This window comes from Vibrio sp. S12_S33, assembly GCF_963889785.1.
Lineage (GTDB): Bacteria > Pseudomonadota > Gammaproteobacteria > Enterobacterales > Vibrionaceae > Vibrio > Vibrio aestuarianus.
The window spans coordinates 1-16,320 of sequence record NZ_CAWPQZ010000058.1 but is presented as its reverse complement, the minus strand read 5'-3'; the positions used below and the strand labels follow the sequence as shown (position 1 = coordinate 16,320).

Below are 16,320 nucleotides of genomic sequence, written 5' to 3'. Positions count from 1 at the left end.
TCTTAATTGACTCTTGCAGTTGCCAGACCACAAGACGTTTTTATCAAATTGAAAGGGGTTATATAACTGACTTATAGCTGTAAGCTTTACGGAACCCCCAGCCTAGCTGGGGGTTTTCTCGATACAACAAAAGCCCCAACAATGTCGGGGCTTCGTTTTGAAGAGAAGTGTAAAGTTTAAGTGTTAAAGCATTTTACGTGCAGCTTCAACAACAACTTTAATTGAACGCGCTTCTGTCTCTTTTAGTGTAGAGTGGTCTGGAATCTCTTTTTGAGTACGGTTGATGATAACACCGGCCACACAACCCGCTTTCAAACCAGAACTTGCACACATAGTCAATAGCGTTGCAGATTCCATTTCAAAGTTGAGCACGCCCATGTCTTGCCATTCTTTCATTGAACCTTGGAAACGGCGCACAACACGACCGGTGAAAGTGTCATAACGTTCTTGGCCAGGGTAGAAAGTATCACTAGACGCCGTAACGCCCATATGCACTGTAGCACCACTTTCAACAACCGCCGCTTTCATCGCAGTTGCCACATCAAAATCGGCAACGGCAGGGAATTCCATTGGAGCAAAATGTAAACTCGCACCATCAAGACGAACAGAGCCTGTGCTCACGATCATATCGCCCACATTAACATGTGGTTGAATTGCACCAGTTGTACCCACACGTAAGAACGTACGAACGCCAAGTTGCGCAAGTTCTTCAACCGCAATAGAAGTTGAAGGGCCACCAATACCAGTAGAACAAACCACCACTGGCTTACCATCTAATTCTGCACGGTAAACCGTATATTCACGATGACTGGCTAGAAAAACTGGATTTTCCATTTCTTCCGCGATTTTTTGTACACGCGCCGGATCACCAGGAATGATGGCTAGGGTTGCACCATTAAGATCGGCTTCGGTAACGCCAAGATGGAAAACTGCTTGAGACATAAGTGACTCCTTATTGCGGCTTGTTCAGCTCATAGATATTCATCGGATAAGGACTTACTTTATATGACCTAGCCTCAACAAAGAGTGATCAACTTCACAATGAATGGCGTAATGTAACCTACTATCTCATAGTAAAACGGTTGGCATCACAAAAATAGACCATATCGATGTAATAATGTGCGTTTAATTAAAGCGATTTATTTACCTATCAAACAAAGCACTGCAAATATAGTCGGCATACCTCACATTTTCAGAAGGAATGAGGATAAAAGTAAAATGATACAGGTGACAACCCACCACCCGTATCAACATTGGGTTATTGCTTGAATTTCAATAAGCGTAGAGCATTCAATGTAACGAGAGTTGTAGCACCACTGTCAGCCAAAACAGCGACCCACAATCCTGTTACCCCCAATAAGCTTGTCACCAAAAATACCGCCTTTAAACCAAGTGCTAAAGTAACATTTTGCCGAATGTTTCTTAACGTCGCTTGCGATAGCTCCACCATGGCCGCTAATTCAATTAGCCGATTATGGGTAATAGCAGCATCTGCAGTTTCAAGCGCAACGTCGGTTCCTCCCCCCATTGCAATACCAATGCTCGCCTCTTTCATTGCCGGCGCATCATTGATGCCATCCCCCACCATGGCCACATTTTTTTGCTGTGCCAACTGCTGGATATAACTGACTTTATCTTGTGGCAACAAACTAGCTTTGAAGTCGATACCTAATTGAGTACTAATGGCTGCAGCACTTCTTTGATTATCACCCGTGAGCATGATCGTACTGATCCCGAGCCGATGCAGAGCATCAATGGCCTCTTTCGCATCTTCACGCAAGGTATCTTGCCAAGCCAATAGGCCAATCAGTCGCGCATCTTCCAAAACAACAACAACGGTCTTACCTTCACTTTCTAATGCTTCGATGCGCTGTTTTGTCTCATGGGAAACACTAACAGTCACTTTACTTGGCGCTAGTGCTTGGTATGTTTTTCTATCCACTACCCCACAAACACCTCGACCAATCAGTGCCTTCTTGTCAGAGGCCTGAGCAATCGGTAGCCCCATAGATTCAACTTTAGCAACCAAGGCGGTAGCCAACGGATGGCTTGAGCCAATTTCAATAGCAGCAACCATGCTCAATAATTGGTTTTCCGGATAACCATTAAGCGCAATCACATCAGTTACATCGGGTTTACCCTTAGTTAGGGTACCGGTTTTATCAAACGCGATAGTTTCAATTTTGCCTAACTGCTCTAACGCTGCCCCACCTTTTATCAAGGCTCCACGACGCGCACCGGCGGCTAAACCCGACGTAATGGCCGCTGGTGTTGAAATCACTAAAGCACAAGGACAAGCAATCAATAACAGCGCCAAACCTCGATAGACCCACGTTTCCCAAGGCTGAGCAAAAAACAGTGGTGGGATGACAACCACCGCAAGGGAGAGCACCATCATTAATGGCGTGTACCAACGGCTGAATTGGTCAAGAAAACGTTCTAACGGCGCTTTACGAGCCTCAGCCTCTTCAATCAAATGCAAAATGCGGTCAATCGCATTTTCACCCTGTTTGGATACTATGGTAAAGCGTACCACTTGATCGACAACCACCGCGCCCGCCATCACATTCTCACCTTTAAAACGTTCAACTGGCAATGATTCGCCAGTTAAAGCACTTTCATCAAAACTGGCGGATACTTCATGTAACTGGCCATCGGCTGGAAGTCGTGCTCCCGGTGACACTTCAACAACATCCCCCGGCTGTAGTTCACTTACCGCGACATTCACGCGAACTCCTGCCACTATTTTTGTTGCTGTTTCAGGTACCAGAGCCATTAATGCTTGCACACCACTTCTCGCGCGAGAGGCGGCAAAAGCTTCCAAACGCTCACCGATAAGAAATAGTAAAAGAACCATCGCCGCTTCTACTGTTTCCCCAAGATAGAGTGCACCTAATGCGGCAACGCTCATTAACGTCTCTATAGCGAAAGGGGTTCCTGACTTTGCCAACTGCATCGCTTTTTTGGCAATCGGATATAAACCAGCCAAGCAGGTTGCGACGAAAATCCAGTGGCTAATCTGTGGCAAGTCAGATTGGATAATGGCAGCAAAAACCATGGCTGAGGCTATTGAAAAGATTTGTGCATTGTAGATGAGGATCAATTTCCAACCGGTGTTATCGCTAGTTTTTACTTGAGATGCACCAGTGCGGCGAATCGAAAAGCCTGCACTGGCAACGGCTTGCTCTATCGCTTGTTCTGCCTCTGGAGCATTAAATTGAACCACCAGTTTTTCAGTAGCAAACAGTACTTTTGCATCAACAATAGCGTTTACTTTTTTAATCGCGGTCTCTATTTTTCGCGCACAAGAAGGACAATCCATGCCCTCTATTTGCCAACTTAAAGAATAAAGCGCATGGGATGATGCTCTCCGAGCAGATTCCTCGTCATCACTAGGTTCTACACCACTTGGGCAACCTTGAGAGCTACAACAGCCTCCATCACTAGGCTCTACCGTAGCCGCTTTAATGGAGGTAATTTTAGAGCTGGCACATGAAGCAGATTGCTGATGAACTATCGTTTTTTTTGTTGAGCGACAGGCGTCGTGTTTTGTGCACATAAGGTTCTCCTTTTACTTTTCAATAAGCTTACACCTTAGAGCTAACTCCAAGGTCAATACTCTAGTAAAAAAAAAGACGCTCGTTGGCGTCTCTAGACTACTCACACATAATTTAAGTTAGATTCAGGATAGCAAAGATGATGATATCCTTATTTCGTTCGATTAGAAAACGATTGAATCTACTTATACTTGTCGCTTGAAACAACTGTCGAGATTTTTACCCAGTGCACGTAGCACATCTCTTCGGGTGATAATACCCACCAATTTTCCTTGGTCTAGCACGGGATAAACCTTAGGTTTACCGACTTTCATCATATCGGCAAGTTCTATGATAGAGGTATCAGGCCCGACAGATAACACATCCGGGTGCATACAGTCACTGACTAGATGTGTGTCTTGGCAAAAATAACTGATTTTCACTAATTTATCGAGTAGGTCCTGCTCGGAAAGAAAACCGATCACCTGTTCTTGATCGTTAATGACAGGGCCGCCTAGATGATCAGAACGAATCACTTTATCTAGTGCGGCAGTGAGTGACATTTCGGGTTTAAAAGTAACTGCTTGTAATGTCATATAATCTTTAACTTTGAGCGATTGCATAATAGTCTCCTTACTTGCAACGTTATGCTGCCTTTAGAGTAAGTGTTGTCTAATTTCTTGATTTTACTAAATGGAAATGACCAATTTTTTTAATAGGCAAAAACTATCACCATTCCAGAGTGTTACTTTACTAAAAGAAAAGCATTGAAAAACAAAAAGCCCTTCGTCTCATTTATATACCACTTAATAGCATTGAACACGCCATTGCGCGCAAGATTTTATCGTCAAGATCATCTATATATTAATGTATTAACTTTTATATTATTAAGGCTGGAGTATGGCGAATTCACCGTTAATATCTGCTATCTTAGAAAATCCAGTATTGATGTATGCCTTCTTTGAATCGCTTCCTGAGCCAACTTTTCTCATTAACCGTGAAGGAGTCTATGTCGAAACATGGGGAGGAACCGACAGAAGTCGTCACCATAACCCTGCCACCATCATCGGCCTAAACCAATACCAAGTGCTTCCACACGATAAAGCTCGTTGGTTTAATCAAGTCGTTGCTGACGTGATTGATAGCGGTCAGCACCAAGAATTCGAATATGAGCTTGATCCAAAAACTTTACCCTATTTTGAAGGCAGAGAAGGCCCTCAAGATATTCAATATTTCAATGCACTCGTAATCCCATTAGCCGGAACAGAGTATGTACTTTGGACAGTACGTAACATTACCGAATACAAACGTACTGTAGAAAAACTCGCGACCCACCAGCTCAAGCTTGAAAAACTGACCTATATAGATCACCTCACCCAAGTCTATAACCGCTACGCGATGGATTCCTTACTCCCTCAAGCTTTAGATATGGCTAGGCTAGAAAAATCCAGTGCCGCTATTTTTATGATCGATATCGATTGTTTTAAACAATACAACGACCACTATGGGCACGTTAATGGGGATGATGTGTTGCGTGAGGTAGGAAAACTACTTCAGCATTGGAAACGAAAACATGATCTCTGTTTTCGGTACGGAGGAGATGAATTTTTGCTATTTATTACCGATATAGATGACACACAATGTAAAAATAGAGCCTATCAACTACTCAATAAAGTGAGAGAATTAGCGATCCCCCATAAAGGCTCACACGTTTCTCCCTATGTTTCGATAACAATCGGCATACAACATTGCGTCAATATACCAACCGACATGACACCACAACAATTTGTTGCAATTGCAGATAAAGCTCTATTTCATGCTAAACATCAGCAACGAGGCACCATTCATATACTCAAAAAGGACTAAGTAAATAGTACCTATTTCTGCCAACGAGCCGCTGCTTTAGCATCAGAATCTCTTGAATCCACCCAACGTGTTTCATTCGTGGTACGTTCTTTTTTCCAAAAAGGCGCTTTAGTCTTTAAGTAATCCATGATGAATTCGCACGCTTCAAATGCAGAACCACGATGCGCACTGGTAACACCAACAAACACAATTTGATCACCAGCATCCATGTCGCCGACTCGATGAATCACACGAATTTTCTGCAAAGGCCAACGTAGCTCAGCTTGATCACAAATTTCACTGAGCGATTTCTCTGTCATGCCTGGATAGTGCTCCAGCGACAAGCCAATAACGTTGTCGCCTAAGTTCATATCTCGTACTTTACCAATAAAGGTAACCACCGCACCGGTTGCCGTTCCTTCCGACAAATATTGGTATTCGGCATCAACCGAAAAATCATCTTGCTGTACGCTTACTCTGCTATCCATTTTAGCCCCCGGTCACTGGTGGGAAAAAAGCAACCTCGTCACCAACTTGCAACACTGTATCAAATGGGACAATCGACTGATTGACGGCGGCTAATAATTTTCCGGCCTCTAGCGCGAGCCCCCACTTACCTTCTTGAGCGGCTAAGTGAGCACGTAATGCTTCAACCGTATCAAACTCACTATCAACCACCAGACTGTCTTGCCCAACTAATTCTCGTGTCTGAGCAAAAAAGAGAACCGTAATCATGCCTTCACCACTTACTGTCTTGTTTGAATTATCGTTTTCAAAATTCAATTTTTATTCTTCGGCCTTAAAATGACCCGATTTCCCGCCTGTTTTTTCCAACAAACGAACTTGGCTAATCACCATATCTTTTTGAACGGCTTTACACATATCGTAGATGGTCAACGCTGCAACCGAAGCAGCCGTCAAAGCTTCCATTTCTACGCCTGTTTTTCCTGCAAGCTTACAAACAGATTCAATACGTACTTTATTTTCAGCCTCAATAGCCTCAAGCTGCACTTCTACTTTGGAAAGCAACAATGGATGACAGAGTGGAATTAAATCCCATGTTTTCTTTGCCGCCTGAATACCCGCGATACGAGCCGTAGCAAAGACATCGCCTTTGTGATGTTGCCCAGAAACGATTAACTGCAACGTTTCTGGTGCCATATGAACAAACGCTTCTGCGCGTGCCTCTCTAACGGTTTCGGCCTTCGCCGAAACATCAACCATGTTAGCTTCACCAGAAGCATTAATATGAGTAAATGAGCTCATCGGGCTTCCTTATACCGCAAGGTGAGGCATGAAGTTACAAGGACGGTGACTTGCATCCATTTGCTGCTTAATAATTTTCGTCCAACCAGTACGACATGCCCCGGTAGACCCCGGCATCGCAAAAATTATGGTGTGATTAGCAAAACCTGCAATAGCGCGAGATTGGATGGTAGATGTACCTATCTCTTCATAAGAGACCATTCGGAATAACTCGCCAAAACCTTCCACTTCTTTATCAAATAAAGGCTTAAGCGCTTCGGGTGTACTGTCACGAGAAGTGAAGCCAGTTCCGCCAGTAATCAACACCGCTTGAACGTCTTCATCAGCAATCCACTGTGAAACAATCGCTCGAATTTTGTACATATCATCAATGACAATTTTCTTATCTGCTAATTTGTGACCAGCTTCTTGAAGCTGCTCGGCTAGGTAACCGCCTGAGGTATCATTTTCTTCCGTACGAGTATCTGACACTGTCAATACCGCGATATTTGCAGGTTGGAATTTGCTTTCTGCATGACCCATTAGTTCACCTTTCTTTTTAAGATATGATGTTGTATTGAACTTACCCCTTCGTTATATCGTGAGCAAGTATCAGAAAATTAGAATTTTATCCGCCGATTGAGGCGAGATGTGGTGTCATTCCTGTATGACCATCATGTAGAAAATGACTCACAGATTTAGTTTGTAATTGCGCTTGAATACGTTCAATTAACGCGGTTTCTTGTTCATCTTTTTCAAGCAGATCACGCAGTTCAACTCCATGGTCGCCAAACAGACACAAATGCAGTTTGCCTTTTGCTGATACTCTTAAGCGGTTGCAACTCTCACAAAAGTTTTTCTCATAAGGCATAATAAGGCCAATCTCACCTTGGTAATCAGCATGCACGAACACTTGTGCCGGACCATCATTATTAGCTCGTGCTTTGAGCACCCAGCCGTCCGCAATAAGTTGATTACGAATCGCCACGCCAGAAACATGATGACGGTCGAACAAGCTATCCATATCTCCAGTTTGCATCAATTCAATAAAACGCAGTTGAATAGGACGGTGTTTGATCCAGTTGAGAAAAGCAGGAAGCTCGTGATGATTCATATCTTTCATAAGTACGACATTGACCTTAACCTGCTCGAATCCGACTTCAAAAGCACGATCAATCCCCAACATTACATCGTTGAACTTATTCTTGCCCGTAATCTGATGAAACATGCGCGGATCTAAGCTATCAACACTCACATTGACGTGAGTTAACCCCGCGTCTTTCCAATGTTCAACTTGCTTCGCCATACGGTAGCCATTAGTCGTCGTCGCTACTTTATTGATGCCGGCTGTATTGGCCACCGTCGCAATAATTTCGGTGAAATCTTTGCGAAGACTGGGCTCACCACCAGTGATGCGTACTTTAGACGTACCACAATCAGCAAATGCTTTTACGACGCGTCGTATCTCAGGGAGGGTTAAAAAAGACGAATTTTTCTGCCCCGAAGGTTTATAACCATCAGGTAGACAATATGTGCATTTAAAGTTACAGACATCTGTAACGGATAAGCGTAGATAATAAAATTTACGCTGAAATCTATCTTCGAATTGTTGCGCCACGAAACACCTTTCCAAATACGGGAGGCATAATCATTTCCAATTATGCCCTTGTGGCAGTAGGCCACTGGCTTAACCACCTTATCTCACAAAAATGAGACTTAGCTGATAAAGCTCGGAGCTATGGCAGCTGTTGAGGTATTATAATCAACCAAATCAACAGCAGCTAAAGGTAAAATACTTAAAATTTTTAAGTGATTCTACCCTTGTAGCAAAAAAAATATATCCACCACTCAATTTACCACCTAATGAGTATGAGTTATGAACCACCTACTCTAAATTGTAGTGAAATATTTAAAAATAAGAAGAAATAGATGAGTATTTACGCATCCAAAAAAGTCGTCGCTATAGGCGGCGGACACGGGCTAGGACGTATGCTAGCGGCTTTAAAAGATTTCGGTTCTAACGCAACCGGTATTGTTACCACTACCGATAACGGCGGCTCAACTGGTCGCATTCGCCACTGCCAAGGTGGTATTGCTTGGGGTGATACTCGCAACTGTATTAATCAATTGATTACCGAACCCTCGATCAGTTCGATGATGTTTGAATATCGCTTCAAAGGCGCAGGTGAGCTGAATGGACACAACCTTGGTAATTTAATGCTAACTGCTTTAGACAACCTATCGGTACGCCCTCTCGATGCAATCAACCTGATTCGCAACATGCTGAAGGTGGATGTCAATATCGTGCCAATGTCGGAGCATCCTTCTGATCTGACTGCTTTGTCTTTGGATGGTCGCTGGGTTACAGGTGAAACCAATGTCGATGAAATGCAGGAAAACTTGCGCCGTTTAGACTTGTCGCCTGAAGTACCAGCTACGAAAGAGGCAGTAGCGGCAATCAGTGCTGCAGATTGTATTATCCTTGGCCCCGGCAGTTTCTTAACCAGTGTCATGCCACCACTGTTACTGCCAGAGATCGGCAATGCCATTAAACAAAACATAAAAGCAAAATTGATTTTTGTCGAAAACTTATCGCCTGAACAAGGCCCAGCGGGAAGAATGTCACTTCAACAAAAATTGGAATGGTGTGAGAGAGCATGCCATGCTCGTGGTATTGATGTTGTGATTGGCGACACGCCTCATCCAGAGCTCGCAGAACTATGGCATTGTGTCACCACCAACTTAGCCTCTCTCAACCGCGACTGGCGGCATGATCGCGTAAAACTTCAACAAGCAATCGAAACTCAGTTAATCGGCTAGTTCTCTATGGAATTACCGAGTAATTAACTTGGTTACATCAAGTTTGAATAACAGCGATGCGTTTCTTCAATCAAACTCAGCATCGCTGCCAATTCTTGATCTTCATCAAACAACTGCTGTTCTTTCGCTTTCGCGTCAATCTCAACCGCTTTAGCACATAGTCTGTCGGCACCAAAACTCGATGCGCTACTTTTTAAAGCATGGCTAATCTCTTTGAGATACTCAAACTTGCTACTTAGCGTGTCATCAGTAAGCTTATGAGAGTAGTCACTAAGCTCCCCTAGAAAAATCTGCAACAATACAGGAACGTTCTCTTCACCAATTTCCTGAGCTAAATGTGCAATTTTATTTTGATTTATTAATTCCATTTCGATTAATTCTCTTTGGCGTTCCATGCTTGAATTTTACGATAGATGGTTGAAGGGCTAACATCTAAATAACCCGCGGCTTTAGGAATATTGCCATCACAAGCATCAATCGCTTGTTCAATGGCTTGCTTCTCTATTAACCATAGTGGAAAAATATCGTGTACGGTGACACTTTTTGTATCAGTCTCTGAATTCGAATTGGGGATACGAATTTGATTATCCAGAACTTGGTTCAAAGGTGGTGGCAGCATAGTTAGTTGGATCTCACTACCTTGGTTCAAAACAACAACGTTACGTAAAACGTTTTGTAGTTGGCGAACATTACCGGGCCATTCATACTGTGTAAAACGCTCAACCACCTCAGGTGCTAGACGAACAAAGCCTTTCCCTTCTTCTTTCGACATGAAACCTAACAACGAATAAGCGATTTCAATAACATCATCACCTCGTTCTCGCAAAGGGGGTAAATGCAAAGGGATTACATACAGTCGATAGTACAAATCTTCTCGAAAACGCCCTTCTTGAACTTCTTTCCAAGGGTCACGGTTGGTTGCACAAACAAAACGCACATCCACACTTTTCATTTTAGACGAACCGACTTTTTGGAATGTACCCGTTTGTATAAAACGCAATAGCTTGGTTTGTAAATCCAAGTCCATTTCACACAATTCATCCAAAAATAGAGTACCACCATCGGCTAGCTCGGCTGCACCTTGTCGGTCGGTGGCTGCACCAGTAAATGCACCTTTGACGTGACCAAACAACTCACTTTCTATCAAATCTTTAGGAATCGCCGCACAATTGATGGCAATGAACGGCTTATCACCGCGCTTACTCGCAGCATGAATCGCTTCAGCGCACACCTCTTTACCTGTACCACTCTCACCTGTGATAAAAATACTGGCTTTACTAGTTGCGGCAGAATCAATAGTGCGATAAACCGACTGCATAGTTTGACTACTTCCAATAAAACCTTGGTAATTCTGATTACCCGGATTACCGACGTCATTTCGTAATTTGCTTGCTTTGCGAATGGCGTTATTGACCGTGACACGCAAACGGTCCGCTTCACAGGGTTTAATCAGAAAGTCTTGTGCCCCATGACGCATGGCCTCAACGGCAGTATCAATCGAACCGTGTGCTGTCATGAAAATCACAGGGACGTCAGGATATTGATCTTTGACCGCGTGCAAGACGTCCATACCAGTCATATCCGGTAATCGAAGATCGAGCAAAATCAAATCTGGCTCTCGATGAGCCAAGCTTTCTATTGCGTCGCGGCCGGTCCCGACGATATTAATATCGATTTCAAGAGGCGTTAAATAAGAACGATACAACGCCGCAACAGACGCAGTATCTTCGACCATCAGAAGATACTTAGTTTTCTGTATTGATAAACTCGATTGCATAACCTAGCCATTAACATTTGCAGTATGCCTTAATTGTTGCATTAAGGTTTGCATTTTGCAAAAAAAAGTTAGAGAGAGCCTATAGTTTAGAACCCACATCACACTTTAGGGCTTAGTTAAGCTTGGCGTGATATATGCATTAGCTCATATGACCCTTAGGGGTCACCTAGCCAACTGACGTTGTTAGTGAATAAAGTATTCACAAATAACAGCCAATAGAGTCTCTTTTCTATTGGCTATTTTTTTAACTATTGGTTATGAACTGCTGACGTAACTTCTCAATCTCATCTCGTTTCTGTGCTGCTAATTCAAATTCCAAATCTTGCGCATGTTTATACATTTTAGCTTCTAATTTACTGATCTCTTTCTCTAATTGCAGTGGTGTTAACGCGCTGTAGGTTTGAGAGCTTTCGGCCACTTTCGATAACGGAACTTGAGCGCTAGCACGCTGTTTTTTCGATTTGGTGATGTCACCCAATTCCATAATATCTTTGATATTACGTTTAAGGGCCTGCGGTTGAATGCCCAGATCCTCGTTGTGCGCTTGCTGCTTTTGACGACGACGCTCGGTCTCATCCATCGCTTTCTTCATCGAGTTAGTGACACGGTCTGCATATAAAATCGCTTTACCTTCGATATTACGTGCGGCACGACCAATGGTTTGAATCAGCGATCGTTCTGAACGTAAGAAGCCTTCTTTATCTGCATCCAAAATAGCAACCAACGACACTTCTGGCATATCCAAACCTTCACGAAGTAAGTTGATACCCACTAATACATCAAACTCACCCAAACGAAGATCACGAATAATTTCAACTCGTTCAACTGTGTCAATATCCGAGTGAAGGTATCGAACTTTTACTCCATGCTCATGCAGATATTCGGTTAAATCCTCTGCCATTCGTTTCGTCAAAGTGGTGACCAATACTCGTTCTTCCTTGACCGAACGGATTCGAATTTCAGACAACAGATCATCGACTTGTGTCGCCACCGGGCGAACCTCTAGCACAGGATCAAGCAAACCCGTTGGACGAACAACTTGATCGACAATCTGACCTTGCGATTTTTCCAATTCGTAGTTACCCGGTGTCGCAGAAACAAAAATAGTTTGTGGCGCGAGTGATTCAAACTCTTCGAACTTCAATGGGCGGTTATCTAGGGCAGAAGGCAAACGGAAACCAAATTCGACCAACGTTTCTTTGCGCGAGCGATCCCCTTTAAACATTGCGCCAATTTGCGGCACGGTAACGTGAGATTCATCAATAATCAACAAGCCATCATGAGGCAGATAGTCAAAAAGTGTTGGCGGTGGTTCACCTTCATTACGACCGCTGAGATAGCGCGAGTAGTTTTCAATACCAGAACAGAATCCAAGTTCATTCATCATTTCAATATCAAATTGAGTGCGCTGCGATATCCGTTGTTCTTCGAGCAATTTGTTATTTTCAAGCAGATAAGCTTGACGAGTTCGCAGCTCTTCTTTAATCAGTTCTATTGCATCTAAAATTCGCTCTCTAGGAGTCACGTAGTGAGTTTTGGGATAAACAGTATACCTTGGCAAGTCACGCTGAATCATCGCCCCTGTTAGCGGATCAAACAGGCTGATACAATCAATCTCATCATCAAACATTTCGACTCGTACAGCGGCATAGTCTGATTCGGCAGGAAATATATCAATCACTTCACCGCGGACTCTGAATTGACCACGTTCAAACGCCATGTCGTTACGCGTGTATTGAAGCTCCGCTAAACGGCGGATAATATCGCGCTGATCCATCACATCACCACGGCGGACGTGCAGCATCATCTTTAAATACGAATCTGGATCACCCAACCCATAAATAGCGGAAACCGAAGCAACAATAATTGCATCTTTACGCTCCAAAAGTGCTTTGGTCGCGGAAAGCCGCATTTGTTCTATATGGGAGTTAACCGAGGAGTCTTTTTCTATAAACGTGTCCGTGGTTGGCACATAAGCTTCTGGTTGGTAGTAATCGTAGTACGAGACAAAATACTCAACCGCATTATTGGGGAAGAATGATTTCATTTCCCCATACAATTGAGCGGCTAAGGTCTTGTTAGGTGCCAATAAAATTGCTGGACGTTGAGCTTGCGCAATGACATTGGCTAAAGTAAACGTTTTGCCCGACCCCGTCACACCCAATAAGGTTTGATGAGCAAGCCCTGCGTCTAACCCAGCAAATAACTGTTTAATCGCCGTTGGTTGATCCCCCGACGGTTGATAGTCTGATACCAATTCAAACGCTTTGTTCATAGTTCCTCTAACCAATGCCTGTGACCTCTCAAGCATTCTCGCTGTTAGCGAGGTTTTGTTGCAAGCAATTCATCAAAATAGTTGTGCAGAAGATCGAGCTGGCACCGAAAAAACCATTAGATTACCACTTTGGAGTTTGCTATCATCCTCCACCCAATTCGTACAAAAATCAGCCTGTTACAAAAAAATAATCCACTAGTTTTCCCCAAAATACTATTGAGAATCGATATTTTTACACGATGTAACCACCACAATCGCCTCGCTTGATAAGTCATAAAAAAAACGTAAAAACAAACAGTTAAATACAAGATTAACAGTAAATCACATTTAATTAATTACTCAATATCTGTCCTAAAAACAAGTTGAGCAAGGTTCATTAACACACTTATCCACAATTTTGGTGGATAAGTAAACCTAGCCTAATACTGATAAGGGATACAAAAAAGTAAAGCATTTTTAATGGGAAAATTTATTTTTTATTGATGTAAAAAGGTTGACACTAAACATCTCGCTAGCTAACATTCGCACCGCTTAAAGCAATTCCCCCTTAGTTCAGTCGGTAGAACGGCGGACTGTTAATCCGTATGTCGCAAGTTCAAGTCTTGCAGGGGGAGCCAAATTCAAGAAGAAAGACGTCCTAGGACGTCTTTTTTTGTATCTAAACCTTGCTATTTCAAGGGATTGCATTCTCTTAACGTCTTTTCCTAACTCGTACTAGCTTAGAAGTTTAGGTACACAAATAGGTACATTGTCCGTATGTTCCAATTTACGGTGTACCAATCATGGCAAGAACAACTAAATCTTTAACAGATTTTTCGAACAGGGTTTGCCATTCTTGGTCGGTACGTCGTTTTGCCATTTCAAATCTCCTTGTGGTTGGAGGCTTGATCGTATGGCATGCTGAGGTTGATTAGAATGCGGGGTTTATGGTGCGCTTACGACTTAAAGACGCGCTCGCGCTGGTGGATGTGCGTGTATTGGACCACATCGTGACAGGCGATACCTGCACCTCATTTGCTGAAAGGGAGTGGTTATGAATTGAACAACATTACGAAGGACTGTATTTAGGTGGAACGGGATCTTATCTCCGAGTGGTGAAGATAAGACCATAATTTGGGTATCAGACTAATTGTACTCGTGTGCCATATTTCTCGCCATGCGATGCCTTTGACTCGTATTTCGAAAAAATTATTCAGTACGTTTATTTAGCAAGATTTTCCAGCATAGTTTTAGTTACTAGGGTGATTCCTTTTTTTGTAACACGAAAACCATTGGCTTCATCCTGTTCCTTATCATAACCAATGCTCAAACCGGCCGGGATACAACAATAACTATCAAGGATAACTCGCTTCAGTTTAGCGTGTTCACCAACTTGACTGCCAGGCAACAGTACTGACTCTTCAATAAGACTGTATGAGTGGGCATGGACACTTGAATACAACAATGATTTTCTAATAGTTGAACCAGAAATAATGCACCCTCCAGAAACCGTTGAATCTACGGCCATACCACGGCGTTCATCGTTATCAAAAATGAATTTAGCAGGTGGAAGCTGTTCTTGATATGTCCAAATCGGCCAGTCTTTATCATAAAGGTCAAGTTGTGGTTTAGGTGTAACAAGTTCCATATTGGCTTCCCAAAATGAGTCAAGTGTACCCACGTCACGCCAGTAGGGCTGATTTTCACTGTCTGGATCTTTGAAAGAGTACGCAAAAACATTACTCTCATTAATGATTGAAGGAATGATATCGTGACCAAAATCGCGGGTGGATCCTTGGACATCCACATCTTTTAATAACTGGTTAAAAAGAAAATCAACATTGAATAAATAATTGCCCATTGAAGCCAAACACTTATTCGGTTTATTCGGAATTTCATTAGGTTGAGCTGGTTTCTCATCAAAAGCGACTATTTTGTTTTTAGAATCTACGGTCAGAACACCAAAGCTGCCTGCTGCTTCTTCAGTATCAACTTCTAGGCAACAAACTGTCATATCTGCGTTATTTGCCACATGCTCCGCTAGTAGAGTGCCGTAGTCCATACGATATACATGGTCACCAGACAGAATTAGAATGTACTTGGGTCTATGTGAACGAATTATATCAATATTTTGATATACCGCATCCGCTGTACCAGCATACCAGTCATCGCCCGTTCGTTGTGAAGCAGGTAAAATTTCAACAAATTGTTGAGCCCTAAAGCTTCCCCAACCGCGGCTAATGTGACGGATCAACGAGTGCGACTTGTATTGTGTAGCGATACCTACGCGGTGAATACCTGAATTGAAACAGTTTGATAGTGGAAAATCGATAATACGAAACTTACCACCAAAATATACAGCGGGTTTTGCTCGAAAATCGGTGAGTTCAAATAAACGACTACCTCGACCACCTGCCAATATCAAAGCGTAAGTGTCTTTGGTCAAACTACTGATATGTCTATCATAATTCTGTGGCATAGAGACCTCCATGGGGGCGATTTATATATACTTGTAGTTATAATCGGAGCAATGTATTGATTACATGCAAGTTACTATATAGGGTATTTGTCGAATAAACTGTGACTGAAGTTAGGCATGTAGTAAGCGCATCATAAACACCGCATTCTAATCAACCTCAGCACGCTATACGATCAAATCTCCAACCATAAGGAGATCTGAAATGGCAAAACGACGTACCGACCAAGAATGGCAAACCCTGTTTGAAAAATACCAATCCAGTCATTTATCCCAGCGTGTCTTCTGTGAGCGTAACGGGTTAAGTCTGTCTACCTTTTATGCCAAACGCCAGCAGTTACAAACCACGAAATCAACCAATATCGGT

General features: G+C 42.9%; 15 protein-coding genes, 1 tRNA gene, 1 pseudogene and 1 riboswitch. Of the genes and pseudogenes, 5 read left to right on the top strand and 12 right to left on the bottom strand.

Translation table 11 applies throughout. The features are described from left to right. Positions 1–183: 183 nt before the first annotated feature. The 3 genes from udp to AACW06_RS17500 form a co-directional block, all read right to left on the bottom strand. Positions 184–942: a uridine phosphorylase gene (udp, locus tag AACW06_RS17510; protein ID WP_192076061.1), complete on the bottom strand. Its 759-nt coding sequence runs from the start codon at positions 940–942 to the stop codon at positions 184–186. A gap of 316 nt (positions 943–1,258) precedes the next feature. Beyond that, positions 1,259–3,559 carry a zinc/cadmium/mercury/lead-transporting ATPase gene (locus tag AACW06_RS17505; RefSeq protein ID WP_192076060.1) on the bottom strand — a complete coding sequence of 767 codons (2,301 nt, stop codon included), beginning with the start codon at positions 3,557–3,559 and terminating at the stop codon, positions 1,259–1,261. Positions 3,560–3,742: 183 nt separating this feature from the next. After that, positions 3,743–4,159, bottom strand: coding sequence for a CBS domain-containing protein (locus AACW06_RS17500; RefSeq protein WP_192076059.1), 417 nt, complete (start codon positions 4,157–4,159; stop codon positions 3,743–3,745). A gap of 277 nt (positions 4,160–4,436) precedes the next feature. On the opposite strand from AACW06_RS17500, the gene AACW06_RS17495 reads away from it, so the two are divergent. Continuing rightward, positions 4,437–5,402 (top strand): sensor domain-containing diguanylate cyclase, encoded by a 966-nt coding sequence (locus tag AACW06_RS17495; protein ID WP_192076058.1) that lies wholly within the window; start codon positions 4,437–4,439, stop codon positions 5,400–5,402. A gap of 11 nt (positions 5,403–5,413) precedes the next feature. Here AACW06_RS17495 and moaE read toward each other — a convergent pair whose 3' ends face one another. The 5 genes from moaE to moaA all read right to left on the bottom strand — a co-directional run bounded on the left by moaE (position 5,414) and on the right by moaA (position 8,244). Beyond that, complete coding sequence (moaE, locus tag AACW06_RS17490; protein WP_192076057.1) at positions 5,414–5,869, bottom strand: molybdopterin synthase catalytic subunit MoaE; 456 nt, start codon at positions 5,867–5,869, stop codon at positions 5,414–5,416. Between the two features lies 1 nt (position 5,870). Beyond that, positions 5,871–6,116 carry a molybdopterin synthase sulfur carrier subunit gene (gene moaD, locus AACW06_RS17485; protein ID WP_192076062.1) on the bottom strand — a complete coding sequence of 82 codons (246 nt, stop codon included), beginning with the start codon at positions 6,114–6,116 and terminating at the stop codon, positions 5,871–5,873. Between the two features lie 51 nt (positions 6,117–6,167). After that, positions 6,168–6,647, bottom strand: a complete 480-nt coding sequence (moaC, locus tag AACW06_RS17480) for a cyclic pyranopterin monophosphate synthase MoaC (RefSeq protein ID WP_168522826.1) — start codon at positions 6,645–6,647, stop codon at positions 6,168–6,170. Between the two features lie 9 nt (positions 6,648–6,656). Beyond that, the gene (moaB, locus tag AACW06_RS17475; RefSeq protein ID WP_192076056.1) at positions 6,657–7,169 is read right to left on the bottom strand and encodes a molybdenum cofactor biosynthesis protein B; all 513 of its coding nucleotides are present in this window, start codon (positions 7,167–7,169) and stop codon (positions 6,657–6,659) included. A gap of 85 nt (positions 7,170–7,254) precedes the next feature. Next, complete coding sequence (moaA, locus tag AACW06_RS17470) at positions 7,255–8,244, bottom strand: GTP 3',8-cyclase MoaA (RefSeq protein WP_192076055.1); 990 nt, start codon at positions 8,242–8,244, stop codon at positions 7,255–7,257. After that, positions 8,232–8,374, bottom strand: a riboswitch (molybdenum cofactor riboswitch). (Overlaps the previous gene by 13 nt.) A 181-nt stretch (positions 8,375–8,555) precedes the next feature. On the opposite strand from moaA, the gene AACW06_RS17465 reads away from it, so the two are divergent. Then, positions 8,556–9,446, top strand: a complete 891-nt coding sequence (locus AACW06_RS17465) for a YvcK family protein (protein WP_192076054.1) — start codon at positions 8,556–8,558, stop codon at positions 9,444–9,446. A gap of 32 nt (positions 9,447–9,478) precedes the next feature. Here AACW06_RS17465 and luxU read toward each other — a convergent pair whose 3' ends face one another. From luxU to uvrB, 3 genes are all read right to left on the bottom strand, one after another. Next, entirely contained in the window at positions 9,479–9,814 is a 336-nt protein-coding gene (luxU, locus tag AACW06_RS17460) for a quorum-sensing phosphorelay protein LuxU (protein WP_192076053.1), read from the bottom strand. Positions 9,815–9,819: 5 nt separating this feature from the next. Next, on the bottom strand, positions 9,820–11,223 hold the full coding sequence (gene luxO, locus AACW06_RS17455; protein ID WP_192076052.1) for a quorum-sensing sigma-54 dependent transcriptional regulator LuxO: 1,404 nt from the start codon (positions 11,221–11,223) through the stop codon (positions 9,820–9,822). A gap of 244 nt (positions 11,224–11,467) precedes the next feature. Further along, positions 11,468–13,498, bottom strand: a complete 2,031-nt coding sequence (gene uvrB / locus AACW06_RS17450; RefSeq protein WP_192076051.1) for an excinuclease ABC subunit UvrB — start codon at positions 13,496–13,498, stop codon at positions 11,468–11,470. A 541-nt stretch (positions 13,499–14,039) separates the two neighbouring features. On the opposite strand from uvrB, the gene AACW06_RS17445 reads away from it, so the two are divergent. Both AACW06_RS17445 and AACW06_RS17440 read left to right on the top strand, forming a co-directional pair. Then, positions 14,040–14,115 (top strand) — tRNA-Asn (locus tag AACW06_RS17445). A gap of 321 nt (positions 14,116–14,436) precedes the next feature. Then, positions 14,437–14,535: pseudogene (locus tag AACW06_RS17440) on the top strand (JAB domain-containing protein); the annotation flags it as partial. 164 nt (positions 14,536–14,699) lie between these two features. Here the strand turns inward: AACW06_RS17440 and glgC are convergent. Next, positions 14,700–15,956, bottom strand: a complete 1,257-nt coding sequence (gene glgC / locus AACW06_RS17435; protein WP_192076050.1) for a glucose-1-phosphate adenylyltransferase — start codon at positions 15,954–15,956, stop codon at positions 14,700–14,702. 202 nt (positions 15,957–16,158) lie between these two features. Between glgC and tnpA the strand changes: the two genes are divergently transcribed. After that, positions 16,159–16,320: IS66 family insertion sequence element accessory protein TnpA (gene tnpA / locus AACW06_RS17430; protein ID WP_443263724.1), on the top strand; the 162-nt coding region annotated here is incomplete at its 3' end.

What these genes read in the sequence shown, in the direction of transcription:
- udp (WP_192076061.1), bottom strand. Translation starts at nt 942, where the DNA reads ATGTCTCAAGCAGTTTTCCATCTTGGCGTTACCGAAGCCGATCTTAAT.
- AACW06_RS17505 (WP_192076060.1), bottom strand. Translation starts at nt 3,559, where the DNA reads ATGTGCACAAAACACGACGCCTGTCGCTCAACAAAAAAAACGATAGTT.
- AACW06_RS17500 (WP_192076059.1), bottom strand. Translation starts at nt 4,159, where the DNA reads ATGCAATCGCTCAAAGTTAAAGATTATATGACATTACAAGCAGTTACT.
- AACW06_RS17495 (WP_192076058.1), top strand. Translation starts at nt 4,437, where the DNA reads ATGGCGAATTCACCGTTAATATCTGCTATCTTAGAAAATCCAGTATTG.
- moaE (WP_192076057.1), bottom strand. Translation starts at nt 5,869, where the DNA reads ATGGATAGCAGAGTAAGCGTACAGCAAGATGATTTTTCGGTTGATGCC.
- moaD (WP_192076062.1), bottom strand. Translation starts at nt 6,116, where the DNA reads ATGATTACGGTTCTCTTTTTTGCTCAGACACGAGAATTAGTTGGGCAA.
- moaC (WP_168522826.1), bottom strand. Translation starts at nt 6,647, where the DNA reads ATGAGCTCATTTACTCATATTAATGCTTCTGGTGAAGCTAACATGGTT.
- moaB (WP_192076056.1), bottom strand. Translation starts at nt 7,169, where the DNA reads ATGGGTCATGCAGAAAGCAAATTCCAACCTGCAAATATCGCGGTATTG.
- AACW06_RS17465 (WP_192076054.1), top strand. Translation starts at nt 8,556, where the DNA reads ATGAGTATTTACGCATCCAAAAAAGTCGTCGCTATAGGCGGCGGACAC.
- luxU (WP_192076053.1), bottom strand. Translation starts at nt 9,814, where the DNA reads ATGGAATTAATAAATCAAAATAAAATTGCACATTTAGCTCAGGAAATT.
- luxO (WP_192076052.1), bottom strand. Translation starts at nt 11,223, where the DNA reads ATGCAATCGAGTTTATCAATACAGAAAACTAAGTATCTTCTGATGGTC.
- uvrB (WP_192076051.1), bottom strand. Translation starts at nt 13,498, where the DNA reads ATGAACAAAGCGTTTGAATTGGTATCAGACTATCAACCGTCGGGGGAT.
- glgC (WP_192076050.1), bottom strand. Translation starts at nt 15,956, where the DNA reads ATGCCACAGAATTATGATAGACATATCAGTAGTTTGACCAAAGACACT.